Annotated in this window: 19 protein-coding genes; 10 read left to right on the top strand and 9 right to left on the bottom strand. The window is 43.5% G+C overall.

Annotated features, from left to right (window positions below):
- The first annotated feature begins 134 nt into the window (after positions 1-134).
- Together secA and ACHUET_RS01605 are read left to right on the top strand one after the other, a co-directional pair.
- A complete protein-coding gene (gene secA, locus ACHUET_RS01600) occupies positions 135-2,927 on the top strand; it encodes a preprotein translocase subunit SecA (protein ID WP_394210096.1) in 2,793 nt (930 codons plus the stop codon).
- 232 nt (positions 2,928-3,159) lie between these two features.
- On the top strand, positions 3,160-3,690 hold the full coding sequence (locus ACHUET_RS01605; RefSeq protein WP_394210098.1) for a hypothetical protein: 531 nt from the start codon (positions 3,160-3,162) through the stop codon (positions 3,688-3,690).
- 104 nt (positions 3,691-3,794) lie between these two features.
- On the opposite strand, the gene ACHUET_RS01610 is transcribed toward ACHUET_RS01605, so the two are convergent.
- From ACHUET_RS01610 to ACHUET_RS01630, 5 genes are all read right to left on the bottom strand, one after another.
- Positions 3,795-4,361, bottom strand: coding sequence for a YsnF/AvaK domain-containing protein (locus ACHUET_RS01610; protein ID WP_394210100.1), 567 nt, complete (start codon positions 4,359-4,361; stop codon positions 3,795-3,797).
- Positions 4,362-4,603: 242 nt separating this feature from the next.
- Entirely contained in the window at positions 4,604-5,452 is an 849-nt protein-coding gene (locus ACHUET_RS01615; protein WP_394210102.1) for a DUF2382 domain-containing protein, read from the bottom strand.
- A gap of 406 nt (positions 5,453-5,858) precedes the next feature.
- Positions 5,859-7,040: a thiolase family protein gene (locus tag ACHUET_RS01620; RefSeq protein ID WP_394210104.1), complete on the bottom strand. Its 1,182-nt coding sequence runs from the start codon at positions 7,038-7,040 to the stop codon at positions 5,859-5,861.
- 143 nt (positions 7,041-7,183) lie between these two features.
- Positions 7,184-8,542, bottom strand: coding sequence for a homoserine dehydrogenase (locus ACHUET_RS01625; RefSeq protein WP_223334588.1), 1,359 nt, complete (start codon positions 8,540-8,542; stop codon positions 7,184-7,186).
- Positions 8,543-8,928: 386 nt separating this feature from the next.
- On the bottom strand, positions 8,929-9,783 hold the full coding sequence (locus ACHUET_RS01630; protein ID WP_394210106.1) for a DsbC family protein: 855 nt from the start codon (positions 9,781-9,783) through the stop codon (positions 8,929-8,931).
- Positions 9,784-10,192: 409 nt separating this feature from the next.
- On the opposite strand from ACHUET_RS01630, the gene ACHUET_RS01635 reads away from it, so the two are divergent.
- Positions 10,193-11,122: a DUF808 domain-containing protein gene (locus ACHUET_RS01635; protein ID WP_371531538.1), complete on the top strand. Its 930-nt coding sequence runs from the start codon at positions 10,193-10,195 to the stop codon at positions 11,120-11,122.
- Positions 11,123-11,249: 127 nt separating this feature from the next.
- Here the strand turns inward: ACHUET_RS01635 and ACHUET_RS01640 are convergent, their stop codons facing one another.
- On the bottom strand, positions 11,250-15,449 hold the full coding sequence (locus ACHUET_RS01640; RefSeq protein WP_394210108.1) for an Rne/Rng family ribonuclease: 4,200 nt from the start codon (positions 15,447-15,449) through the stop codon (positions 11,250-11,252).
- A 1,203-nt stretch (positions 15,450-16,652) separates the two neighbouring features.
- On the opposite strand from ACHUET_RS01640, the gene ACHUET_RS01645 reads away from it, so the two are divergent.
- Both ACHUET_RS01645 and ACHUET_RS01650 read left to right on the top strand, forming a co-directional pair.
- Positions 16,653-17,663 carry an RluA family pseudouridine synthase gene (locus ACHUET_RS01645; RefSeq protein WP_394210110.1) on the top strand — a complete coding sequence of 337 codons (1,011 nt, stop codon included), beginning with the start codon at positions 16,653-16,655 and terminating at the stop codon, positions 17,661-17,663.
- 139 nt (positions 17,664-17,802) lie between these two features.
- On the top strand, positions 17,803-18,516 hold the full coding sequence (locus ACHUET_RS01650; RefSeq protein ID WP_394210111.1) for an HAD family hydrolase: 714 nt from the start codon (positions 17,803-17,805) through the stop codon (positions 18,514-18,516).
- A gap of 82 nt (positions 18,517-18,598) precedes the next feature.
- Here ACHUET_RS01650 and yihA read toward each other — a convergent pair whose 3' ends face one another.
- Complete coding sequence (gene yihA / locus ACHUET_RS01655; RefSeq protein WP_394210113.1) at positions 18,599-19,354, bottom strand: ribosome biogenesis GTP-binding protein YihA/YsxC; 756 nt, start codon at positions 19,352-19,354, stop codon at positions 18,599-18,601.
- Positions 19,355-19,745: 391 nt separating this feature from the next.
- On the opposite strand from yihA, the gene ACHUET_RS01660 reads away from it, so the two are divergent.
- The 4 genes from ACHUET_RS01660 (at position 19,746) to ACHUET_RS01675 (ending at position 22,868) form a co-directional block, all read left to right on the top strand.
- The gene (locus ACHUET_RS01660; RefSeq protein WP_394210115.1) at positions 19,746-20,081 is read left to right on the top strand and encodes a c-type cytochrome; all 336 of its coding nucleotides are present in this window, start codon (positions 19,746-19,748) and stop codon (positions 20,079-20,081) included.
- A gap of 319 nt (positions 20,082-20,400) precedes the next feature.
- Complete coding sequence (locus tag ACHUET_RS01665; RefSeq protein ID WP_075107765.1) at positions 20,401-21,069, top strand: c-type cytochrome; 669 nt, start codon at positions 20,401-20,403, stop codon at positions 21,067-21,069.
- Between the two features lie 309 nt (positions 21,070-21,378).
- Positions 21,379-22,509, top strand: a complete 1,131-nt coding sequence (locus ACHUET_RS01670; RefSeq protein WP_394210116.1) for a hypothetical protein — start codon at positions 21,379-21,381, stop codon at positions 22,507-22,509.
- Entirely contained in the window at positions 22,497-22,868 is a 372-nt protein-coding gene (locus ACHUET_RS01675) for an RnfH family protein (protein WP_394210118.1), read from the top strand. Before ACHUET_RS01670 ends, ACHUET_RS01675 begins: the two co-directional genes overlap by 13 nt.
- Before the next feature lie 50 nt (positions 22,869-22,918).
- On the opposite strand, the gene ACHUET_RS01680 is transcribed toward ACHUET_RS01675, so the two are convergent.
- Positions 22,919-23,338, bottom strand: a complete 420-nt coding sequence (locus ACHUET_RS01680; protein WP_058024230.1) for an outer membrane protein assembly factor BamE — start codon at positions 23,336-23,338, stop codon at positions 22,919-22,921.
- Between the two features lie 327 nt (positions 23,339-23,665).
- On the opposite strand from ACHUET_RS01680, the gene fur reads away from it, so the two are divergent.
- Positions 23,666-24,100, top strand: coding sequence for a ferric iron uptake transcriptional regulator (fur, locus tag ACHUET_RS01685; RefSeq protein ID WP_201598980.1), 435 nt, complete (start codon positions 23,666-23,668; stop codon positions 24,098-24,100).
- 136 nt (positions 24,101-24,236) lie between these two features.
- On the opposite strand, the gene ACHUET_RS01690 is transcribed toward fur, so the two are convergent.
- Complete coding sequence (locus tag ACHUET_RS01690) at positions 24,237-25,358, bottom strand: PilT/PilU family type 4a pilus ATPase (protein ID WP_238036292.1); 1,122 nt, start codon at positions 25,356-25,358, stop codon at positions 24,237-24,239.
- Positions 25,359-25,431 lie beyond the last annotated feature (73 nt).

Genomic DNA, 25,431 nt, shown 5'->3' on the forward strand with positions numbered 1-25,431 from the left:
AACCATATATAATGACGGCACACTTAATTGGGCGATACTAAATTAGGTAGTACTTAGTCGGGTAATGACAAGGCAGCGAGCTAAGCTTTGGCTAATGCGCACTAATTATCGAATATTCCATAGGTCAAAAAATTATGTTATCAAAGATTGTAGGCAGTGTGGTTGGCACCAAAAATGACCGCGAACTAAAACGCATGCGTAAAGTGGTCAGCAAGATCAACGCACGAGAGGCTGAAATACAAGCCCTGTCTGATGAGCAACTACAACAAAAAACCGAAGAGTTTAAGGCGCGTCATCAAAAAGGCGAAAGCTTGGATGCACTATTACCAGAGGCGTTTGCCGTCTGCCGCGAGGCCTCATTGCGTGTCAATGGTATGCGCCACTATGATGTGCAGCTGATCGGTGGTATCACCTTGCACGAAGGCAAAATCGCTGAGATGAAAACTGGTGAAGGTAAAACCCTAATGGGAACCTTGGCCATGTATCTCAATGCCATCAGTGGTAAAGGCGTTCATTTGGTCACGGTCAACGACTATCTAGCTGCTCGTGATGCTGAGTTGAACCGTCCGTTGTTTGGCTTTTTAGGTATGACAGTTGGGGTGATTTATTCACAGCAGCCGCCATTAGAAAAAATCGCAGCGTATCAAGCAGATATCACTTATGGTACCAACAATGAGTACGGTTTTGACTATCTGCGTGACAACATGGTCTTTAGTTTAAAAGAGAAAAAACAGCGTCCGCTAAACTTTTGTATCATCGATGAAATTGACTCGATCTTGATTGATGAAGCTCGTACGCCGTTGATTATCTCCGGTCAAGCCGAAGATTCGTCACGCATGTATGCGCTGATTAATACGATTATTCCTGTGCTGATTCGTTCAAAAGACGAAGAAGCAAACAAGAATAACGAAGAAGAAGATTTCTGGATTGATGAAAAAAATCGCCAGATTGAAATCAGTGAAAAAGGTTACGAAAAAATTGAGCGCTTCTTAATCGAAGTGGGCGAGCTGGGTGAAAATGAAAGCTTGTATAGCCCAAGCCGCTTGCCGTTATTAGCTCACGTTCAAGCAGCCATTCGTGCGCATCATGTATTTGTCAAAAATGTTCACTATATCGTCGATGAAGGCGAAGTGGTCATTGTTGATGAAAACACGGGCCGTACCATGCCTGGTCGTCGCTGGTCAGAAGGTCTGCATCAAGCAGTAGAAGCCAAAGAAAACGTTGAAATCCAAGCAGAAAACCAAACGCTTGCGACCACGACATTCCAGAACTACTTCCGTCTTTATGACAAACTGTCTGGAATGACGGGTACCGCTGATACTGAAGCAGCAGAATTCAAATCTACTTATGATCTAGATGTCATCGTCATTCCAACGCATGAGCCGATTGCTCGTATCGATATGGATGATCAGATTTTCTTAACCAAGTTAGGCAAATATAAGGGCATCATTCGCGAGATCAAAGAGATTCAAGCCAAAGGTGCGCCAGTATTGGTCGGTACGGCGACGATTGAAGCCAGTGAAGAGTTGTCTTATTTGCTCGATCAAGAAGGCGTGAAGCATAACGTCCTAAACGCCAAGCAGCATGAGCGTGAAGCTGAGATTATCGCACAAGCTGGTAGCCCAAAATCAGTGACGATCGCAACCAACATGGCAGGTCGTGGTACGGATATTATCCTTGGTGGTAACTGGCAATCCTTTATCGAAGATATTGATGGCGTCAGTAAAGAAGAGATGCAGCGTCTAAAAGCCCAGTGGCAAGTGAAGCATGATCAAGTCGTTGCGGCTGGCGGTCTACATATCATTGGCTCTGAGCGTCATGAATCACGTCGTATCGATAACCAGTTACGTGGTCGTGCTGGTCGTCAGGGTGATCCTGGGATGTCACGCTTTTTCTTATCGCTCGAAGATGATTTGATGCGTATCTTTGCAGGTGATCGCGTGGTCAATATGATGCGTGCCATGGGTCTAAAAGAAGACGAAGCCATCGAGCACAAGATGGTCTCAAAATCGATCGAAAACGCGCAAGGTAAAGTAGAGAGCCGCGATTTCGATGCACGTAAGAACCTGTTGAAATACGATGACGTTGCCAACGAGCAGCGTAAAGTTATCTATGGTCAGCGCGATGATTTGCTTGCCGAAATGGACTTATTAGAAGCCATTGAAGTAATGCATCATGAAGTCTATAACGCCATGATCAACCAGTTCATTCCACCTGGATCTATTGATGATCAGTGGAACATTGACGGATTAGAAGATGAGCTTGAGGACGAGTTCAAAATTTCAATGCCGATCAACGATTGGCTAGATGAAGACCGCCGTCTAGATGAAGAAGGACTGCGTGCTAAAATTATTCAAACAGCCATAGACCGTTATCACAGTCGCCGTGAGCAGATGGGTGAGCAAGACGCCGCCCAGCTTGAGCGTCACTTTATGCTACAGAGTCTAGACAAGCACTGGAAAGAGCATTTGACACAGATGGATCAGCTACGTAAGGGTATTCATCTACGCGGCTATGCGCAGAAAAATCCTGAGCAGGAATACAAGCGTGAATCGTTTGAATTGTTCCAAATGATGCTTGGGGCGATAAAGTCCGAAACCGTACAAGATTTATCACGTGTTCATATCCCAACCAAAGAAGAGCTAGAAGCGTTGGAAGCTCAGCAACGTGAGAATGCTGCGCATATGCAAATGCAGTTTGAACATGATGACGTAGACAATTTGGATAGTAACGTAAACAGTGCAGCCGCTCAGCCGCAACCACATAACCGCAGTCTTAGTGGTACGGCAGCAGCTGGCGTTGCTATGGCAGCCAGTGGTAGCAATGCCAATGAGCCAAACCCGTATGCTGGTATGAATATCAGTCGTAACGCCCCTTGTCCTTGTGGTTCAGGGCTCAAGTACAAACAGTGTCACGGCAAAATCTAATCACTCTTGTCTTTTAATCATTAACAACTATGGTTAGAGTCTGTAGACTGCCAAATAATAAGCCCTTATCTCAACCAGATAGGGGCTTTTTTATATCTTATAAATGCTGCTTGTTCTATAATTTACCGTTCTATAGCAGATGAACACTTTGTATTGATTGCTTACAAATTCAGCATAGGCGTGAATTTATGGACACGCTATAGTGTTTAGCATATCTATTTGGGAGAGCATTATGAGTTTAGAATTATTAAAAAAATTGCGTACCTCAGTCGCATTGACGGGATTGCTCGCTGGTGCATTAACGATCAGCGCCTGTCAGCAACAATCAGAGCCAGAGTCAAGTATGGAAGATGGTGTCAATGCTGAAGAATCTGTACCGATGTCAGCTGAGCCTGCTGAGCCAAGTGATGTCGTTGTAAATACTGAAGATGCCTCACTTAATGAAGTAGAAGGTGATACGGTCGCGTCAGTAAACAGCGGCGTGACGCAGGCATCATATCTGTGTTCACCTGAGCTAAAAGTTGAAGCAACTTATAAAGAAGACACTAACCAAGTCGTTGTCGCGACTGATATGGGTACAGTGACACTGAATCAGACTAATGAAGGCAGTAATCCAGAAGTGTTTGAAGTCGCAACCGCAATGGATGGTAGTGAAGGTTTTACTCAGTGGCGTGTGGCGCATGAAGAACGCGAAACTGGCGTCATGCGTACGGCTGGTGCGGATGAGTCAACCGTGAATACTTTTGAATGTAATAAAGTATAAAAGTTTGACTGCTATGTACCACAAAAAAAAGCAACGCTGGTTTAGCGTTGCTTTTTTTTGTCAGTGATTTATCTATGCTAATGCTTAAAGCACCAGTATTTCATCTATTTTGATTGAGTAGTATTAGTCTCATGCGCCAAATACCCTTCTTCAGTCACATCTAACTCTTCATGCTTAAGCTCTACTGAGATACTATCGGTATGGATATGTGTGCTCTTATTGACCTCAATTTCTTGGACGGCATAAGTATCTTTGGTAATAGTCGCCACTTGGCGTGATAAGACGATTTCAATCGGATCATCACCAATCTCTATTTGTTTACCATTGACGGTCACCACAGCTTTACTATCAAGTGAGGGCTCAACATGACGTAATATGTCTTTTTCGTCGTAATGGCCAGACAGTAAATCTTGACTCTCTGCATCATGGTATTCAGTACGAATCGTGATGTACTCTTCTACTAATTCAATAGGGACGTCGATAGTTTTGGTGCGAGCATGCTTGGTGACAGTCACTTTACCAACGTCTAGACGCTCCTTATTGATGACAGGACGTTCTTCTAATAGTTCCAAATGTCCAACGTTAACGACATTGGAGTTTTCATCAGTTAGTGTACTTTTTTGGTTTTCCAAATCGTCTTGGTATAAATTTTCTGTATGGTCAGTAGTCATTGTTATTTCCTTATAATTACAAAATAATGGATTGGGCAAGATGGAATGTTAACAAGTGATATTGAACTTATTACTATCATTAATCATTACTATAATAAATCATGTCACCATATTATCGATACAAAAAAGACCAGAGACATGCTCTGGTCTTAATCTGCTAAACCAAAATGCTTAGCTGCCTATTACTATCGCATCTCATGACGACATCACAATATCATTAAAAGACACAAAGTATCAGTGTATTACATACCACGAGCACGGCGTACGTCTTCAGCGGTGATGTCATCACGGTTTACTAAGTTGCCTTCACGGTCGACTACATTACCATCGTTGTCAACGTCTAGCTCTTCGCGCTGAATAGTCTCAACGATAGTCTCGGTATGACGTTCTGTTGTTTTACCAACATTCACTTCTTCAGAGACATAGGTATCTTTACCGACACGAGCACGTTCTGCTTCTAGTTCAACTTCAACTGTATCGTTGACATCCATATCACCAATGCGACGATCTGTTGGACGATCAACGCTGGTACGCTGGATATCAGCATGTTCTTCTTCTAGCTCGACATCGACATTGCGCTCTTCAGTGACAACGTGCTTACCAACTTTTACAAGACCTGCAACGATACGGTCTTTATTAACAGTTAAGCGCTCTTCTAAAAGCTCTAGTGTATTTGGTGCATCATAAGAATGATCTGCAATATCTACGCGCTCTTCAGCTGGCAAGGTGTCAGCAGTAAACGCTTGACGGTCTCTTTCGTACTGTTCTTTGTAGCTGTATTGATAGTCATGGTCATATACTTCCATGGCTTCTACCTGTGACTTGGTCAAGCTATCGAAGAATACATCATCACCAACGATACGAGCAAGGCCCGCTGGTACTAATACTTCTTTTGAGCTAAACCAGCCGCCTGCATCAACGATTAAGTAACGAATACGGCCAGTGGTATCTTCTACTAGTGCACCTTCGATTTTACCGATCTTTTCTTCGTTCACACCGTAAGCAGTTTTGTCTGTTGGATCATAATAGTCATCACCGATTAGGTCACGGTGAGTGGCTTGAATATCTTTTAAACGGATTAGTTGACTCATTATTTTAATTCCTTTTCTATAATTTATTAGTTGTTTATTTTCTTTTACTTATCATTAAATAGACTTTGGAAAATCTATTTAAATATCATGTTGATAGCAGCGTATCAATTGTGCTTATTTGCTATCTCAACTTGTACTCATCGTAGCACCATGATTTTCGGTGAGATACATGCTCAAGGTAGCAAAATGTGAGCTTGCAGTAATTGCGTGTAATAGGGTGTAAAGTCCACAACATAGAGGGGGTGTAAAGTGAACATCTTTTTACAGAAGCAGACGATAGATAAAGACGAGCAGACGATAAAAAAAACCGCAGCACCATTCGCGCTGCGGTTTTAAAGAATAATGAGTGATAAAAAATTAAACTGCAAATTGTCTCTAAAACTACTGTTTTAAAAATAATTGATAATTAAGGAAGCTCAATAGCAACGGCAACTGCTTCGCCGCCACCAATACAAAGTGTCGCAATGCCTTTTTTGCCGCTAGTACGCTTAAGAGAATTGATGAGCGTCACTAGGATTCGTGCACCTGAACAGCCTACTGGATGACCAAGCGCACAAGCGCCACCTTCAACGTTTACTTTGGCGTGGTCGATGTTTAGCTCGTCCATAGCAGCCATAGTGACCATCGCGAAGGCTTCGTTAATTTCCCATAGATCCACATCAGCGACTGACCAGCCAGCATTTGCTAGTACTTTCTCGATGGCACCGATCGGAGCGATGGTAAATTCGCTTGGGTGACGAGAGTTTGAAGCAGTGGCAACGATGCGAGCTTGATAATCCAGACCTTCAGCCTTTGCTTGTGACTCTTTCATGACGACGACAGCAGCAGCACCGTCTGAGATTGAGCTTGCATTGGCTGCAGTGATCGTACCGTCTTTTGCAAATGCTGGACGTAAGCTTGGGATACGTTCAGCATTCGCTAGGCCTGGTTGCTCATCAGTATCGACCGTTTGCTCGCCTTTACGAGTTTCAAACGTTACAGGCTCAATTTCATCTTTGAAGTGATTGTCTTTGATAGCGGTTAGCGCACGATTGAGTGATTCGATGGCAAATTCATCCATCTTCTCACGTGTATAGCCTTTTTCATCCGCCATTTCTTGAGCGAACATGCCCATGAGCTTACCAGTCTCAGCATCTTCTAGACCATCTAAGAACATATGATCTTTGACTTCTTTGTGACCCATACGGTAGCCACCACGCGACCCTGGCATGAGATACGGTGCGTTGGTCATTGACTCCATACCACCAGCCACAGCAACATTGAAGCTACCAGCTTTGATACCATCATGTGCTTGCATGACGGCTTTTAGACCTGAGCCGCATAGCTTGTTGATGGTGACCGCGCCAGTCGCGTCAGACAATCCAGCTTTACGCATGGCTTGACGGGCAGGGCCCTGACCCAAACCTGCAGTCAAGATACAACCCATGATTACTTCATCAATATTATCGACACTAACGCCTGAGCGTTCGACAGCGGCTTTGATTGCAGCAGCGCCCAAATCGCTAGCACTCATGTCTTTTAGTACGCCTTGGAAACCGCCCATTGGTGTACGTGCGCCGTTTAAGATTACAATTGCATCATTTGACATCGTTATTATTCCTTATTTACGTATTTAAAATGAAAGTGCCTCATAGAGAGGCAAGGGCTGGTTCGCTGTTACCCTTTATCGGTTAGCATTTGCCTAGCTCACTGATAAAGGGGGTGATAAGCGTGGCTTGCTAAAATTATGTTTTAAGCCAGCTCGTCTAAGCGAATGCGTACTACTTTATCAGTAATGGTCTCTAATTTTTCAATTTTTTCGATAGCGAGATTCATCTGACTCTCGACCACAGGTAGGGTTAAGATAATGACAGGTACTTGACCAACTTTATGTGCAGGTTTCTGTAGAATGGCATCGATATTGATACCTGCATCGCTTAGGATGCGAGTGATGTCCGCTAAAACACCTGGGCTATCATAAGCATGTACACGTAAGTAGTAACCAGTGATCATCTGCTCAGCACGTAATATCGGCGTGTCTGAGAGTTGCTCAGGGATAAATGCTAAGTGCGGCACATGATGCCCATGATTATTCTGCTCGCTGCTGTTTTGCTCGTCGCCACTTTTGCTACCTAATACACGGACGAGATCCATGACGTCGGCCATCACTGCCGAAGCAGTAGCACCAGCACCAGCGCCATCACCGCAGTAGAGCGTTTGCCCAAGTGGATGTGAGTTGACCAATACCGCGTTTTTTACGCCGTTGACATTGGCAAGCAACGCGTCTTGTGGAATAAGCGTTGGATGTACACGCAGCTCAACGCCAGCGTCATCACTATTGCCTTGACCATCACGGCGTACTGCAAATCCTAAATGTTTGATACGGTAGCCAAGCTCTTCAGCATAATTGACATCTTGTAGTGTGATACCAGTGATGCCTTCACAGTAGACTTTGTCAAACTGTAGCGGGATACCAAATGCGATAGAAGCGAGTAGGGCTAGTTTGTGCGCCGCATCAATGCCTTCCACATCAAAAGTTGGATCTGCTTCTGCATAACCCAGCTCCTGCGCCTCCTCTAACACATCGGCAAATGGGCGACCTTTGTCACGCATTTCGGTCATGATAAAGTTGCCAGTACCGTTGATGATACCTGCGAGCCAATCAATTTTATTGGCAGCAAGTGCTTCACGCATCACCTTAATAATTGGGATACCGCCCGCCACCGCTGCTTCATAAGCAACATGGACATTATTCTCTTCAGCGAACGCAAAAATCTCATTGCCGTGTTCAGCCAATAGCGCTTTATTTGCAGTCACGACATGCTTACCGTTTTTGATAGCCTGCATGATAACGTCTTTAGCTAAGGTCGTACCACCAATCACTTCGATAACGATATCGACATTGTCGCTTGCCGCAATTGCCATCAAGTCACTGTTTTGCATGATGCTGGTATCAATATCATCACGCTGACGGCGCGTACCCACTTCGGTAATAATAATATCGCGTCCACTACGGCGTTTTAGCTCATCTAAATTGTCATTGATTAGGTTGATCACACCTGTTCCGACGGTGCCTAAACCAAGTATCGCTAGTTTGATGGAATTGCTCACAGTATCCTCAAGAGGTTAAATATAATGAAGCGGGCATAACGCTGGGGCAATATCAAATGAGTCTGCGGCATGACACCGGCAGTCTATAGGCATTTTCTAGTGCTACTTTGCATGCATACTTCATTATAGTTGAATAAAAAATGCTCAGATAAAAGGGTATTGCTAATTTTGCATCGCGCTTTATCGTATCATACCGACAAGCAGTTGTGACGTCTACACAATGTCCATAAGGTTATATCGGGTATAGATTATAGAATAAATATTGCGTTCATCTATACTTGGCATACTCAGATATTGCTCAAGCGGTGCTGTCTTACATTTAAATCCATTCATATAAACGGTAGATATTAGAATATATTAAAAATATCACATTTTAGGATTAAGTATTAGTTTGCACCGACAGCTTGCGCCAACTGTGCTGCAGGTAAGTAGCCACCTACTTGCTCGCCTGCTTCAGTAAAGATGGCAGGAGTACCACGCACACCAAGCCTTGATCCTAGAGCCATATGCGCTTGCACAGGGGTAGCACAGCTAGGCGCTTGCACGTTGGCACCCATTTTTGCTTGATCCATCGCAGCGTTACGATCCTGACTACACCAAATCGCTTCCATTTTTGGCACAGACTCTTGACTGCGTGGCCATGCTAGATATCGCACTTCGATACCGCGCGCATTGATGTCATCCATCTCTTCATGCAGTTTACGGCAGTAGCCACAGTCGGCGTCAGTAAAGGCATAGACGACTGCTTTGGTCTCACCTTTTGCTGGATAAATAATCATCTCTTTTTTATCGACTGCTTTTAACGCTTCTTGTGCGGTACTGGCCGCCAAAGCAGCACTGATATCCACCGGCGCAGCACCGCCAACGGCAACGATCTGTCCTTGGATAATATGCTTACCCGACTTATCGGTAAAGAAAGAGGGTAGCCCTTCAGCAGTCACCCAATAAATACCATCCATATCTGTTGGTACCGCTGAGACGATGGTTTCTTCGATACCAGAGGCCTTTAGGTTTGCTTGTAATGCACTCACTACTGCAGAGTCACTATCAGCTGACACTTTGGCTGGTGCATCCTTGGTCTGCGCCGCGTTGACAACACTGGTGTTACTGGTTGCATCCGCTGCATTGTTTGAGCAGCCAGCAGCAATACCTACTAGCAAGGCACTCATCACAAAACGAGATAGAGTAGTACGAGAGAAAAAATTATTCGTCGTGGTATTTTTGCTAATGGATGACGGCATATGGATTTCCTATAGGCATCGCGCCTAGACATGAGTTCGTTATATACAAAGCGTTGTGGATTACAATATATAGTAAGGTGTCTGAGTAGTGTTTTAAAGGTTTAATTTTACAGAAGTTTTTATAAATTACTGATAATAAAGAAAGATAGGCGGTAAAATCGCTATATTACCATATTTATGGATAATGACAGCTCAAATGCATCGTCTAATAAATGCAAATAATCCCAACTTTTAAGAATAGCTGACAACACAAATTCAAAAAATAAGATACATTTGTACTATGTAATATATAGGCGTGCCCTTGTAGTCTACTGCTAATAGCATTGTTTTTATAAGAATTTTAATAAAATACTTTGTTTTAACGATTTCAGCACGACTTACTTCAACAAATTTGCTTTAAGGAGCACACATGGCAGGTGCCAGTTTATTAACCTTACTTGATGATATCAGTGTGATATTGGATGACGTCTCCGTCATGACCAAAGTCGCTGCCAAAAAAACCGCTGGTGTGTTAGGCGATGATTTGGCCCTGAACGCTGAACAAGTTACTGGTGTCAAAGCTAATCGCGAACTTCCCGTTGTCTGGGCAGTAGCCAAGGGCTCATTTATCAATAAGCTCATTTTGGTACCAGCAGCGTTATTGATCAGTGCGATTTATCCGCCGCTTGTCACGTTTTTATTAATGTGTGGTGGTCTGTTCCTAGTCTATGAAGGGGCAGAAAAAGTCATACATCGGTTTTGGCCACATGCATTGCCACATGATGAAGAACAAAATGCCCGCCGAAAAGCCAATGCGGATGAAACAGTAGATTTGGTTGCTTTTGAAAAAGAAAAAATCAAAGGCGCAATACGTACAGATTTTATCTTATCAGCTGAGATTATCGTGATTGCACTAGGGGCAACAGCAAGTGCTACCTTGCTAGAACGCAGTTTAGTGTTGTCCATTTTAGCGATTGGTATTACGATTGGTATTTATGGTTTGGTCGCTGGTATCGTCAAAATTGATGATGTGGGCCTACATCTGATGGAGCAAGAAAGCACGTTCAAGCAAAAAGTAGGTAAGTTGATGTTTGCAGCTGCGCCGAAGCTCATGAAGTTCTTGTCTATTGCGGGTACGTTGGCAATGTTCTTAGTGGGTGGTGGTATCTTAGTACACGGTATTGGCTTTTTGCATCATGGCGTAGAAGATATCGCGCATCTCACTGGTATTTTTGAAGGGGTAACAACTACCGTATTAAATGGTGTTATTGGTTTTATTATCGGTGCGGCAGTTGTGGCATTGCTTACCATTATTGATAAAGTTCGCGGCAAAGATGATAAGGCTTCTTCTACTCATTAAGCTGGCCTGTGTTTCTATCTTACTATCAAACTTTTTTCTAAATGAATAATTAAGCTTTGTCCTACCAAAACAAAAAGCCCCAAAGCTATTAGTAGCTTTGGGGCTTTTATATTTCTGCTTCTATATATTAGCTTTCGCTATCGGTATCATCAGACGCAAGCTTCTCAGCTTGGGTCGGTTTTTTATGATCCGTTTTAGGCTTGCGACTGCGTGCCTTTGGAACTTTTGGCGTCGTCAGGTTAAACATGCCTGTCTGTGGCAGCAATTGCTCAGCCACATTCTCGATCATGTTTTTATAACTGGCGATGGTGGTCTTAGACTTAGCTGCCTGACTGTCATCTTTGCCCGTTTCTTTAGCAGATTCTTCTACTTTAGATTCGGTCGTCTGCTCAGACTCTTCTGCATTAGACTTTTCTACATCCGCCTGTGTTGCATCAGCTTCCGTTGTATTGGTTTCTTGTCCTTCACCGGCTTGAGCTTCTGCACTGTTAGCAGCTGATTGCGCTTGCTCGACTTCTAGCAATTTCTCGCTATCAGAGCTGATATGGTCTGTCTGCGCTTGATTCGCCAGTGCTTTCGCTTCAACATTATGTGCATCCACTTCGCTATTGTTTTGCTTAGTGTTTACTAGCGATGCTTCGTTGCTCGAAGTCTGCTCTGTAGGAACGCTCAACATAGCGGGCTCTTGGTAGTCAGGATGCTGACCGCGTGGATCATTGCTGGCACGTTTACCAATAGCGCGTGGTTCAACGGCGGTTTTGCCTTGAGCTGCTGCAAATTGACTGACTGCTTGCGTCATCGCTGCGAAGCGTGCTAAGTAATCTGCTGCTAATGGCTGGTAGCCATAGTTGCTAAAGTCAAAACGCTGACTGGCCATATCGTTGCTATGGTTGTCATCAACAGCGCTCTCGACATTGGCGCTATTATCAGCAGATTGCGCTTGCTCATTATACAAGGCAATTGTCTCGATAAAGCAGCTGATAACGCCGTTTTCTGTTAAGCGAGTTTGCGCTTCTGGCAGTGTCGCGCGAATAAACTCACCAACGGTGCCACGTATCGCTGCTGTACTTACGGTAGTAGCTTCGACTTGAGGTGTTGTTTTCATTGCTTTTGCTTGCTGAGCACGTACCACACGTGGGTCGTTGCTAGCTTGACCAAACTTCTCAGCAGTCACGTAACGTTCGCTAAACAGTGATTCATGTGTTAGCTCAAGTGCTGAGTTACTCATGCCTTTATCATTCGCACCATTGTCATTAGCTGGAACCTTTTTAGCTTCTTCAGCTTTATTGACATTATCAGTGGTCTCAGCTTTCTGATGCTCGGGCTTGGCTTTGGCATGCCCTGCATCAGCCGTTTTTGGACTAACTGACTGACTGTCTATGTCGCCAGCAGAGGCTGGTTGGTCGCTAGTAGATGCTGGTTGCGCTTGTTCTGACTGATTTTTATTATCAGTGCTCTGCTTACGATCAGGTGCATTGTTTTGCACCTTAGCATTAGTAGTCGCCTCTTGATTGTTGTGAGTCTGATTTTCAGACGTCTCTACCGTACCCTTCTTATTGTCACCTTTCTGGTCAGTACTTTTTTCACTGTTACTAGGCTTGTTGGCAGTTTGCTGAGCAGCGTGATCTTTTGTGCTCTCGCTCTTTGCCGTGCCATTTGTTGAGCGTTGTTTATCGCTAGATTGAGGCTTAGCAGGCGAGGACTTGCTATCATCTAAAGATAAGTGCACAACTTCTGACGCCTTTAGCTTGGTCGGTGCTTCATTGACTTGTAGCACGACTTCGTTAGGGTCCTGACTACGACGTGTGCCAGATTGGTTTTTACCATTGGCATCGTCGCTATTTTTACCATTTTGCTGCTTGTTTTGCTTAACATCGTCAGCCGTTAGCGTCTCACCGCGCTCTAGCTTTCCGCGTGAGCCGCGTTGGCTATGCGATTTACGCTTAGCGCGGACTTGCTCATCAGCTTTTTGGCCAGTTTCGTTGTCAATGTCATTACGATCATTTGCTTTTTGGTTATTGTCTTGACGATTGCTGCTGTCTTGACGGTTATTACGATTGCGATCGTTCGTGCGTCTGTTTTCCTGTTGACGCTTGTCTTGCTGTTGTTGGCCTTGCGTGTCAGACGACTTCTCATCAGCGCTGTTGTCCGTGCTGCTATTGGCATTGTTAGTCGTCTCATCATTCGTCTCTTTTCTTTGACGCGGCTTTGAGTTTCTTGACTTACGCGGCTTACGTCTTCTTCTGTCTTCGTTATTGCTTTCATCAGTATCGCTATCATTACGACGCGCCTGTTGACGATTAGCGTTATTATCTGATGGTTGGCTGTCGTTTTTCTGACTATTGTTTTGTTGAGTTGGCTGCTCACTATTTGAAGCGGCACTATTCAATGCATTGATATCAACTTGACCAAATGAGCCTAAGCTTTGTGCGCCAGTATTTACCAATGCCTCGATCGCTTCAGCGGCATCGCGACTACTGACACTAGGTGTGGTGGTGGCTTGCGGTGCTTGCGCAAACAGATTTGATAACCAAGCGACTGCTTTTGGTTGAGCAGTGGCTTCAATATTTTGAGTCTGCGCTACGACTGGTGCTGCAACGTTTTGAGGTTGACTGGCTTGTGGTGCGCGCGCTGGCGCAGCGTCATTAGCATTTTTATGATTACGACGATCATTGCTATGATTTACGGTATCGTTCTGCGTAGCTGCGCTCTGCTTGTTGTTATCATTTGATGGTTTACGAGGCTGGCGAGTAGGCTGCTGCTCAGGGCGCTCTTTTTCAGCCGTTTGCCAGTCGACATTGTAGCCAAGGTCACTATGCTCTTGTTGCTGGGTATCAGTGATACGCTCGTAGCTCGATGGGGCAAAGCCATCACGGTTAAAGTGCAGCTTAAAGTTCGGTGATTCTAAATGCGCATGCGGCAAAATCGTGATACGCGTGCCACTGTCTTGCTCAAGATAAACCAAGCTATCGCGCTTTTCATTTAGCAAAAATGCGGCGATATCGGTTGGGACTTCTGCTTGTACTTCACCTTGGCGTTCTTTGAGCGCAATTTGTTCAATTTGACGCATGATAGATAGCGACAACGAACGTAGGTCACGAATCATACCGTTACCATGGCAACGCGGGCAGATATAACCAGTTGATTCTTCTAATGATGGGCGTAGACGCTGACGGCTCATTTCCATCAGACCAAATTTGGAGATATCACCAAACTGGACGCGAGCACGATCGTATTTGGTCGCATCGATTAGACGCTTTTCGACTTCCTTTTGATGCTTATTGTCATTCATGTCAATAAAGTCAATGACAATCAAACCACCCATATCACGTAGACGAAGCTGACGGGCGATCTCGTCGGCCGCTTCTAAGTTAGTATGATAAGCGGTTTCAGCAACGTCTGAGCCTTTAGTCGACTTAGCAGAGTTGATATCGATAGATACCAAGGCTTCTGTTTGGTCGATGACGATTGAGCCACCTGATGGCAGACGCACTTCACGCTGATAGGCCGTTTCGATTTGTTTTTCAATATTAAAGCGCGAAAACATCGGCTCATAATCGGTATATTTGCGTAGCTTTTCGGCTTGTTTTGGCATTACTGCATCAATAAAGCCTGCCGCTTCAATATAAGCGTTTTCGTTATCAATCCAAATCTCAGCGATATCATCACGCAAATAGTCGCGGACAGCACGGGTAACGACACCTGCTTCTTGATGGACGAGGCGCGGTGAAGGGTATTTTTGGTTTTGTTCTTGGATTGCCTGCCAGATATTGAGTAGATGGTTAAGGTCATGCTGCAAGTCTTCTTGAGTTTTGCCAATACCCGCCGTACGAATGATGACGCTCATGCCTTTTGGCAGATCAAGATTGCTCAGCATGCGTTTCATGTCTTCGCGCAGCTTGCCTGAGATTTGACGTGAGATACCGCCGCCACGAGGGTTGTTCGGCATGAGTACCAGATAGCGACCAGCCAATGAGACATAAGTCGATAGGGCAGCGCCTTTGTTACCACGCTCTTCTTTTTCGACTTGGACGATTAACTCGTCGCCTTCTTTGATGAGTTTTTTGATGTTCTCATCACGCGGGTTACCGCTTAGGTATTCAGCAGAGATTTCGCGAATCGGCAAAAAGCCTTGGCGCTGAGAACCGTACTCGACAAACACCGCTTCGAGTGATGGCTCAACACGAGTCACATGACCTTTGTAAATGTTAGATTTTTTTTGCTCGCGGGTGCGATTTTCTAAGTCGAAATCGTATAGATGATTGCCTGTACATAAGGCGACACGAATCTCTTCGTTTTGAGTTGCGTTGATCAAAATGCGTTTCATATTTATATCCTATGAGTACGCATAACAACGATAAGACAGTCTTTAGAAGATAGTAGCAAGTGTGGCTAATATGACATTAGCATTTGTAGATATCAGTGAACAGTAGAACGTAAATCGTGGGTTTCGTAAAGCACGTGGGCTTTTTCAATGGCTTCTTTTTTACCTGAAGTGATGAGCGCCGCTCGTATCAATATAAATAATATAGGGTGTAAGGCTATGATACTTATATTCTATTATCAATAAACTTGGTACATATATGAATATGTCAGCGAATAAAAACTCTCTTAATGTCAGTACGTTCTATTGGTAGTGATGTTGGCGCACGTTGTAAGCGTGGGCGACGGTCAGTTACGGGTCTAAAAAATACTGATATTAAAAAGGCATATTGCGATAGCCATTCATCCTTCAAAGTCTAACAATAATATCGCGGTTATGATTGCTACTATATATCGTAGCGTCATTAGTCAGCGGTTATCTATTCAGGCAAAGCGATTGGTTACTCTTTATTTATCGTTCTTTATATATCGTCAATAATATCTTGGGTGTCTCAAGGTTAGGTATTACAGCTTTGGTTATCAGCGGGGCGTACTTGGCAAACAGAGTAATGGACCAGCTTGTCAGCATGGTATCGTATTTACCTCTTTATCGTCATCTGTTTGACCACCAATACTCAGGCAGCTATCGAGTTATTTTTCGATCCTAACGCTAACCGACCCATACTTGCTCAACTATGCTGTCATAAAGGACCATCAGATAAGTAATCATTAAATAATAAATAGTTATCAAAAAAAGTCGTTGTCATGCAGTTAGTGAGTCAATGTGGTGTTGTCATCCGTTAATAAATAGACTAATCGTCAAAGTTATTAACGCGATGGTATTTAGTGTCACTATTTGTTTTATGGTACCGAGTAAAATTCGATACAGTGTTTTAATTTATAGGGCTGTGTTTGGTAATGAATACCTTTAAATGCTAATGCCTCTAAACGACTGGCCCTACAATCAGATGAAACGTTTCATAGCAGCAGGGTAAATAGCATAGACCTCTTTACTAGCAATCAGTAAGCACTGGAAAGTAATAAAACAGTAACCAGCTATCTGAAACAACAATGATTATTGCTGTCGCCTCTGCTTAATTGTCGCTCAACATGCTAAACTATAACAAATCTTTGTGTAAATACCTAACTAAAAATGACAAACTCAAAAATGACTGACGACGCTCCTACCCATGAAGCCCCTGCTATTTTCAATAGCAAAACACGCCCACAAAGCGCTGACGATGAGATTAGCAACTTCGGCAAGGTAAACTACCTTGAAGTGACGCGACATCAACATGACCAGCGTTTGGATAACTTTTTGCTGAACCGTTTAAAGGGTTTGCCAAAATCACACATCTATAAAATGATTCGCTCAGATGAAGTGCGCGTCAACAATAAACGCTGCAAGGCACATGATAGAGTGCAGCGTGAAGATGTCGTGCGTATCGCACCTGTTGAGCTGGCGACACGTGACAAACCTATCATCAGTACTGAGTTTGCCAAAAGCTTGCTAGCACGTGTGGTCTATGAAGACGAAGGTCTGCTAGTGCTAAATAAGCCTTCTGGTATCGCTGTGCATGGCGGTAGCGGCTTGGACTTTGGTGTCATCGAAGCCATGCGTGAAGTGACGGGTAAGAAGTACCTAGAGCTGATACATCGCATCGACAAAGATACCTCAGGTCTATTGATGATTTCCAAAAAACGCTCAACGCTTAAAGTGTTGCAGCAGCATTTGGTAGACAAGACCATTCAAAAGCACTATCTATGTCTGGCGAAAGGACAGCCTGCACTTAATGAGCAACGTATCAATGCACCGTTACTGCGTTATACGCTTGCTAGTGGCGAGCGCCGTGTCAAAGTAGATGCACAGGACTCGCAAGCGAAAGAAAGCCAAACTGATATCATCGTTCATGATCGTTTTATGATTAATGGTCAGCCGGTAAGCCTCATCGAAGCCAAGCCACTAACTGGCCGCACGCATCAAATCCGTGTGCATTTGGCTCACATCGGTCATGCTATCTTGGGTGATGATAAGTATAACGTGCATGATAAATCAGGTGTTCATCGTCTGTGTCTCCACGCGTGGCGCTTAGATATTCCGGGTTATGACGCTATTACCGCACCATTGCCAGACGACATGGCGGATTGGCTACCAGAGACAACCAAGTTACCTGAATAAGTCTACATATAATCATTTTGGTCTAAAAATTTAGACCTTTATAGAAACATGTAAACGTCACGATACCTTATTTAATCAATAAGCCGCCGTGACGTTTTCGTATCTGTTATTTACTGTTGTTATTCGTTAAGGTGAATCCATGACTGCATCATTTACCACTGATACGCTAGAACTTACTCAACACTCTCAGCCCGCAGATGAGCATCGTCTATCTGATAAGACACTAGTTATTTTTGACTGGGATGGCACGCTGATGGATTCTATCGGCTTAATTGTGGATTCTATGCATGTGGCTGGAGAAGCACATGGATTTAAGACGATTGATAAAGCGGTGAAAGACATCATTGGTCTGAGTTTGATGAACGGTATCGAGATTTTATATCCTCATGCAGATGAGTCGCAGATGCTCGCCATTCAGCAGACTTATGCAGAGTACTATATTGCTAATAGCCACTGCACGCCGCTCTTTGAGCCGATAGAGCATATGTTGCAGACTCTGCAGGAGCAGGGAAAAAAGCTTGCTGTTGCAACTGGTAAAAAAAGAAAAGGGCTAGATCGTGTATTGGATGCCTCTGACAGTCGCGATTATTTTGTCATGACACGCTGTGCTGATGAGTCAGGCTCAAAACCTGATCCGCAGATGCTGACTGACATTTTGGATTACACCCAGCAGCAAATATCTGATGCCGTGTTCATCGGTGACAGCATCTATGATATTCAAATGGCAACAGCATTGGGTATGACCAGTATCGCGGTCAACTATGGCACGGCAACAAGTACAGAGCTTGCCGCTCAGCAGCCGACATATCAGGTTGATACGCCGCAAGCATTGGCTAAGCTATTATGTGCTTAAATAAAAGCCTTTTTAACTTATATAAAAAAGGGGTTTGTCGATATTAACGATAAACCCCTTTTTTTATTTGATACCATAATATCTATTTATTTTCTTCCTGACCGCTTTCTTTTTCAATGGCGTCTTCTAACTCATCGCCTTCTAATAATGCAAAAGACGATTCAATGATTTTGTCATTATCAAGTTGATAGTCGTACCATCTACCCATGACACCAGCCAGCTCATCAAGACCTTCTTTTCTCAAGGCTGAAAATAACTGGATAGTACAATTTAAGCCAAGTTTTTTGAGTCTTTTGCGGGTGTTGAGTAGGGCGTTTTTAGAGGCGCCATACTTAAGCTTATCCGCTTTAGTCAGCAGGATGTGTACGGGTAGGTCACCATCTTTTGCCCAATGCAGCATCTGCTCGTCAAAAAACTTTAGTGGGTGACGAATGTCCGTCATAAGCACTAGGCCGGCAAGGCTTGAGCGCGATACTAGATACTCTTCTAGTTCGACCTGCCATTCTTTTTTCATCTCAAGTGGTACAGCGGCATAGCCGTAACCTGGCAAATCAACCAGTCGTCTATCAGTGTTACCGATACTAAAAAAGTTAATCATCTGCGTGCGTCCAGGCGTTTTGGACGAGCGTGCAAGCTGGCGCTGATTGGTCAAAGCGTTGATAGCTGAGGATTTACCAGCGTTCGAGCGTCCTGCAAAGGCAACTTCCAACCCCATATCAGGTGGGCAAAGCTTAAAGGTGGGCGCTGAGGTCATAAATTCAGTCTGCTGAATTTTTTGACGGGATTTGGTGTTGAACAGCGCATGTTCGGCAGCAACATCGGTAAACGGGGTATTCATAAATGGCTCATTAATCTTAAAAAATTAGATACGGGTATAAAATTCTGGTTAGCTGGTGGTTGGCTTAAGCCATGACTTCAATTCAGCAAATATGCAAAAAGTGGTAAGAGGCTCTTCTTTATCAGCGCTTATACATTATAAAGTTAGCGATTTGATATTATCGGCTATTCTATACTATTACCTGTCTTACTTATTGAAATAACTGCGATTAGCATCATATAAATAGTAGGATAACATTAAAGTTAATTGTTGATTAGAATAAGTGTTTAGTGTTAACAAAGCTGAATATAATTTATCTATGTTTGCATGACATATATTGTTACAATGTTTAATGAAAGACATTTAGTAGAACGATTGACGAGACACGTGAAATCTCACGAGGAGGTGCTCTATGTTTTCAATCAATAGACTTGTTAGCAAAGGCTATCATGCTTTAACAGTTGGCAGTGCTGCCTTATTACTAAGTGGCATCATGATCAGTAGCGCAGGTGCGGCTGATATTGCTACTACTTATGATAACTCATGTGCAGCCTGTCATGATAGTGGCGCACTAAATGCTATCAAAAAAGGCGATAGTGCCAAATGGCAGAAACTTATTGAGCAAAAGGGCATGCCGACACTCATTAAGTCTGTCAAAAGTGGCATGATTCAGATGCCTGCAGGCGGTCTCTGTGACACCTGTAGCGATGATGACTATCGCAAGCTTATCGAGTATATGAGCAAATAGTCCATTTAGACATGAAGCTTGAAGCGATAAAATAAAGCGCCGGGTTTACAACCTGAATGCGCTTTTTATTTTTGCCCTGTACTTTAGGCTATGCGCATTAGAAAACTGATGAATACTTCGATTAAGTAGGCAAATGATACAAAGTCTTGCTATAATAATCGAAAATAAACCCTGATGTTAGTAAGTACTTTCAGACTGCTTGTGTCTAAGACCTCAGAATATATGCCACGCCTATGATTAAAGAGGCGGCTATATCAGGTATCTTATCCGTGCAATCACTCTAAATAATGCTTACGCCGAGCTAGTAGGATTTGTATCAATGAAAAAGTTAATCGCTGCTGCCAGCTTATGCGTTGCAAGTTTCAGCGTACAAGCTGCTATTATTGTTCCTGAGTATGACGTCGATGCAGGTCAGAAAATTGCAGAAACCGTTTGTGCTGCTTGTCATGGTCTTAATGGGGTCAGTATTGTTCCTGCGCAGCCAAACCTTGGCGGCCAAAACGTAAAGTATCTTTATAAACAGTTAGTTAACTTCAAAGCAGGCTATCGCAAAAACGGTATCATGCAGTCACAGGTTGCTAATTTGTCTCAGCAAGATCTAGCCAACGTGGCAGGTTACTACTCTAGCCAAGCACCTTGGGGTGTTGGATACGGCAACCCTGCAACGAACCAAGAAGCCACCAAACTATTCTTGGGTGGTGATAAGTCACGCGGTGTGATTGGTTGTGCTGGTTGTCATGGTCCGGACGCTGCAGGTAACCCTTGGGCGGCGTTTCCAAAATTAGGCGGACAGCATGCTCAATACATTGCCACTCAGCTAAAACTATTCCGCGCCGCTGGACGTGCTGATGATATCGATAGCGATGATCAAAAGCGTGTCAATGATGCTGCGAAAGAAGGTGAGATGGGTATGATGCAAACCGTTGCATCGAAATTATCAGATCGTGACATTCGTATTTTGTCAGACTATGTGAGTGCTATTCACTAATTAAACGGCACTGATGATCAATATCTGATACGCACTTTTTAGATAGAATTATTGAGCACCTTGCATATATTGATCATGTCTGAATTACTAAACCCCGATTTCGGGGTTTTTTTATAACTGTTTGTCCCTTATATTGAAAAGACAATGTACAGCTGAATTCCTTTACAGAGGCAACTCATTGCTCTGTATAATTATAAATTACCGTTATTCACTTTATACCATACTCAAAAATGCGATTAGCTGTATCGAACTCGTTTTACTTGCTACTGTCGTTTTTGTGAATGGTATTAGATCGTTTGGATTGAGATTATGATGATCCGTTATGCTTCTTATTTTATCGCGGTATTGTTACCGTTATTATTATTTCGCTGGTTCGCCCCTGCGTCAATCGGTGAGATCGATTTTTGGTTATTATGGCTGCTAGCAATGGTGTTGGTCGCGTTGCCAGTCGTTTATGCTGAGATAGCTTTGGCTTATCGTAGTGTCGAGGGACCTTTGGCTGGTATGCAAAAGCTCACTCGCGAATCAGATGCAAGCCCAATATGGCGTAGCTTTGGTTGGCTAGCAGCATTGGTTTCTATTGTGATTGCAGCATTGATCATATCAGGTGCCAGCACAGGGATATTAACTGCCTTGACTGAGCTTAATAGTACCCCCGATGTGCCAAGTTTTGCGGTTGCCGCAGGGTTGATGGTTATTACTGTGCTATTGAGTCTGCTTGGGACCGCGCCTTTGCCTATTGGCCTCGGATTGATGGTCGTTGGATTAATACTGGGCATCGCAAATGGTGTGCCTAATATTAGTTTTGCTATGACCGATATCAGCTTGGTTGAATGGGCGCGGGCAGTGGCGCTGGCATTGGTCAGTGTTGGTGCGGGTACAGGATTATACTGGTTCGGGCAAAACTTGGTCAGTAAGCAGACGATCACCGCCGTGGAAGCAAACAGCCAACAAGCAAAAAGTAGGGCTGCTCGTGATTATCGTGCCACTAAATTGGTATTACCGATTTGGATTTTGCAGCTATTAGTAGGGGTCGTCGCGTTATTTATCAGTGGTATGTCGTTACCACCGATTGGACAACTACTCTATTGGGCTGGCGTACTATTCGTCGTTAGCTATTTGCTGCATTACAGTACTCAGCAGTTAACGCATAAGTTTGGGCTATTAGTCAGCTTGATAATAATTTTTGCTTTAGCGTTGCTACTGGTGGTTGCGATTCCAACAACTTGGCTGGTAGGCATTCTAGTTATAGTGAGTAGCATAGCTGTACTACTATTATCAGTATTTGCAGGATGGCAGATGAAGATCAGTCATTTACGCAAATCATTGAACTTTAGCAATGAAGCATTCTATAACTTATGGCGAGTCGCGATACGTCTCGTCGTACCGCTGGCATTACTATTGGCATTGATAGGTTGGGTGATACAGTGGTTAAGCTAACAGGTGATGGCAGTAAGCATAGTAATAGCAATGCGCTGCAATCGGAGTTAATGACAGTCTATCTGGCGTATGCGGAAGATGAGCAGCGCCAACATTATCTGGCGTTAAAGGTTAGACAAGGTACTAGTTTGCATGAGGCACTAGGTCAAGCTGGCTGGCTTGAAAAATTTGCAGCGCTGGCAAAATGGTGTGAGCAAGCAGTAGACATTACAACGCCAACAGCTAAGCGTTGGCATGTGGGCATCTATGCACAAAAACAGCCGCTGAATTATCTATTGCAGCCTTTTGACCGTATCGAGGTATATCGCAGTTTAAGCGCTGATCCAATGTCTCAGCGCAAAAATAAGTCTCGCGGTTAAGCTATTATTTATTTTAACTGTCAGTCATTCGAGCTGATAAGTCGTACTGATTACGATGCTGGTAAGCTCTCGATACCTTCGATGCGAGTGACTAGACCATTATCATCAAAGTAAACGACTAAGTGTTGGCTTGCATTTTTGACATCAGCAATGCCTTTACGGCGGCCTTCGGTGCCTGCTTGGTAGTCGTAAATGTAATCCCAACGCTTAGGCTCAAGGGTGTCTCTAATCGCAGGGCTGCCAAGGATATAAAGTACTTGGTTCTGATTCATCCCTACTTTTAGTTTTTGTGCTTGGGTTTGAGTAATCGCTGTGCCTTGAGGCAAATCAATCTTATAAACGCTCAATAGTGAGCAGCCAGACATAGCGACAGTAGCGCTCAGCATACTGGTGATGACAATGTTACGTAGTACGCTGGCATGGCTTAACGGACGAAAATTTAATGTCTTTATCATGGTAAGATGACTCATAAGAAATGAATTAGGCGCGGCCAAAGTTAGATGGTGCGAGTCTGACCGACAATCTTGGACAAATGATACGTCATTTACTTGCAATTGCCTACCACTTACGACATTATTTACCAAACACCACCTGAATGGTTTTATTATTTATATTTTAAATTCATAGGCTTGCACTGCGGTTATTCAGGCAATTATAAAGCAGTCCGTCACCTCATCAGCACTGTTTTGAGGGTGTTAAAACCACTTATATTTAATAAAGAATAATCTTTAACGATTATTTATCTCATATTTTTTAGTTTTTCATTTGCTAAGACTGTCACAGTCAGAAGGGATATTATGGCTTCTTTTACCAATCAAGATTTACGTAGAGCAGGATTGAAAGTTACGTTACCTCGTATCAAGATTTTAGAGCTGCTAGAAAGCGCCGAGTTACACCATATGAGTGCAGAAGAAGTATACAAAGCGCTCATCGAACAAGGTGAAGATGTTGGTCTTGCCACAGTCTATCGTGTACTCACCCAATTTGAGCAGGCAGGTATTGTAGAACGTCACAACTTCGAAAATAATCTGTCAGTGTTTGAAATCACCCAAGAAGAGCATCACGACCATCTGGTCTGTGATGTTTGTGGCAAAATCATTGAGTTCCATAATGAGATGATCGAGGAAGAGCAGCTGAAAGTCGCAGAAAAGCATGGCTTTAAACTATCAGGTCATTCATTAGTCTTATATGGTATTTGTGCTGACCAAGCTTGCAGAGACAGTGCCAAGTAACGACTTTGGTTATCAATTAAAATTTTATTTTCATACATGACTCTAAGATCTCTCATATTAGAAAGCCCTCATTATTGATAGTGAGGGCTTTTTTGAGCTTAATTTTTAAGTATGTACTGACATCACTCTCAATATATTAACTGATGTCTAACGATAAACTATCCGCACCTTCATCTAAATTAGCCTTACCGTTTTTGCTACTTAGCTTAATTTTCAGACGTAAGTCGTTAGGGGAATCAGCATGCAAAATCGCTTCTTTATAAGTGATTTCTCCTTGTTCATACAAGTCAAAAAGCGCTTGGTCGAAGGTCTGCATACCGCTGTCTCGCGAGCGTGTCATAACATCTTTGATTTCATGCACCTCACCTTTACGGATATAGTCGCTAATCAGCTGTGAATTTAACAAAATCTCAATAGCAGCACGGCGTCCTTTGCCATCAGGGGTTGGAATGAGCTGCTGAGCGATAATGGCCTGCAAGTTTAGTGACAAATCCATAAATAACTGGCTATGACGACTGGTTTCAAAGAAATGAATGATACGGTCAATCGCTTGGTTGGCATTATTAGCATGCAAAGTTGCAAATACCAAATGCCCTGTCTCAGCGTACTGGATCGCGTAGCTCATGACCTCACGGTTACGAATCTCACCAATCAAGATGACATCTGGTGCTTGGCGCAGCGTATTTTTTAGTCCTGCTTCAAATGAATGAGTGTCGATACCGACTTCACGCTGAGTGATGATACAACCACGATGTTTATGGACAAACTCGATAGGGTCTTCTATGGTAATGATATGCCCATGAGAGTTTTGGTTACGATGTCCAATCATAGCCGCGAGCGTAGAGGATTTACCTGTTCCAGTCGCACCGACCAGCAAGATAATACCGCGCTTTTTCATGGCCAGTTCTTTGAGTGCTGGGGGTAGGCGTAGTTCCTCAACAGTTGGGATTTTATTCTCAATTTTCCGTAAAATCATTCCTGCCATATCGCGCTGTATGAATGCACTGACCCGAAAACGTGCTTGCTGTGCTTCATCAGATATAGCAAATTGACACTCGTTTGTCTCTTTAAATTCTTTTTGCTGGCTAGGGGTCATCACTCCTTTGACTAACATCATGGTTTGATCAGCGGTCAAAGGGGTTTTACCGACAGGTAAAATTTTTCCATTTACTTTCATGGAAGGCGCTACATCAGCAGTAATAAAAAGGTCAGAGCCATTTTTATTAATCATCAACTGCAATAATTTATCAATGTCCATATCGTACCTGCATTCGATGTAAGTCGATTAAAAGTTATTTAAAGTAGTGTATTAAAGATCATTTATAGAGACC

Origin of the sequence: Psychrobacter piscatorii, from assembly GCF_043641605.1 — a bacterium.
Classification (GTDB): Bacteria; Pseudomonadota; Gammaproteobacteria; order Pseudomonadales; family Moraxellaceae; genus Psychrobacter; species Psychrobacter piscatorii_C.

Bases quoted from the DNA above. Each gene is read 5' to 3' on its own strand.
- secA (WP_394210096.1), top strand. From the start codon at position 135: ATGTTATCAAAGATTGTAGGCAGTGTGGTTGGCACCAAAAATGACCGC.
- ACHUET_RS01605 (WP_394210098.1), top strand. From the start codon at position 3,160: ATGAGTTTAGAATTATTAAAAAAATTGCGTACCTCAGTCGCATTGACG.
- ACHUET_RS01610 (WP_394210100.1), bottom strand. From the start codon at position 4,361: ATGACTACTGACCATACAGAAAATTTATACCAAGACGATTTGGAAAAC.
- ACHUET_RS01615 (WP_394210102.1), bottom strand. From the start codon at position 5,452: ATGAGTCAACTAATCCGTTTAAAAGATATTCAAGCCACTCACCGTGAC.
- ACHUET_RS01620 (WP_394210104.1), bottom strand. From the start codon at position 7,040: ATGTCAAATGATGCAATTGTAATCTTAAACGGCGCACGTACACCAATG.
- ACHUET_RS01630 (WP_394210106.1), bottom strand. From the start codon at position 9,783: ATGCCGTCATCCATTAGCAAAAATACCACGACGAATAATTTTTTCTCT.
- ACHUET_RS01635 (WP_371531538.1), top strand. From the start codon at position 10,193: ATGGCAGGTGCCAGTTTATTAACCTTACTTGATGATATCAGTGTGATA.
- ACHUET_RS01640 (WP_394210108.1), bottom strand. From the start codon at position 15,449: ATGAAACGCATTTTGATCAACGCAACTCAAAACGAAGAGATTCGTGTC.
- ACHUET_RS01645 (WP_394210110.1), top strand. From the start codon at position 16,653: ATGACTGACGACGCTCCTACCCATGAAGCCCCTGCTATTTTCAATAGC.
- ACHUET_RS01650 (WP_394210111.1), top strand. From the start codon at position 17,803: ATGACTGCATCATTTACCACTGATACGCTAGAACTTACTCAACACTCT.
- yihA (WP_394210113.1), bottom strand. From the start codon at position 19,354: ATGAATACCCCGTTTACCGATGTTGCTGCCGAACATGCGCTGTTCAAC.
- ACHUET_RS01660 (WP_394210115.1), top strand. From the start codon at position 19,746: ATGTTTTCAATCAATAGACTTGTTAGCAAAGGCTATCATGCTTTAACA.
- ACHUET_RS01665 (WP_075107765.1), top strand. From the start codon at position 20,401: ATGAAAAAGTTAATCGCTGCTGCCAGCTTATGCGTTGCAAGTTTCAGC.
- ACHUET_RS01670 (WP_394210116.1), top strand. From the start codon at position 21,379: ATGATGATCCGTTATGCTTCTTATTTTATCGCGGTATTGTTACCGTTA.
- ACHUET_RS01680 (WP_058024230.1), bottom strand. From the start codon at position 23,338: ATGAGTCATCTTACCATGATAAAGACATTAAATTTTCGTCCGTTAAGC.
- fur (WP_201598980.1), top strand. From the start codon at position 23,666: ATGGCTTCTTTTACCAATCAAGATTTACGTAGAGCAGGATTGAAAGTT.
- ACHUET_RS01690 (WP_238036292.1), bottom strand. From the start codon at position 25,358: ATGGACATTGATAAATTATTGCAGTTGATGATTAATAAAAATGGCTCT.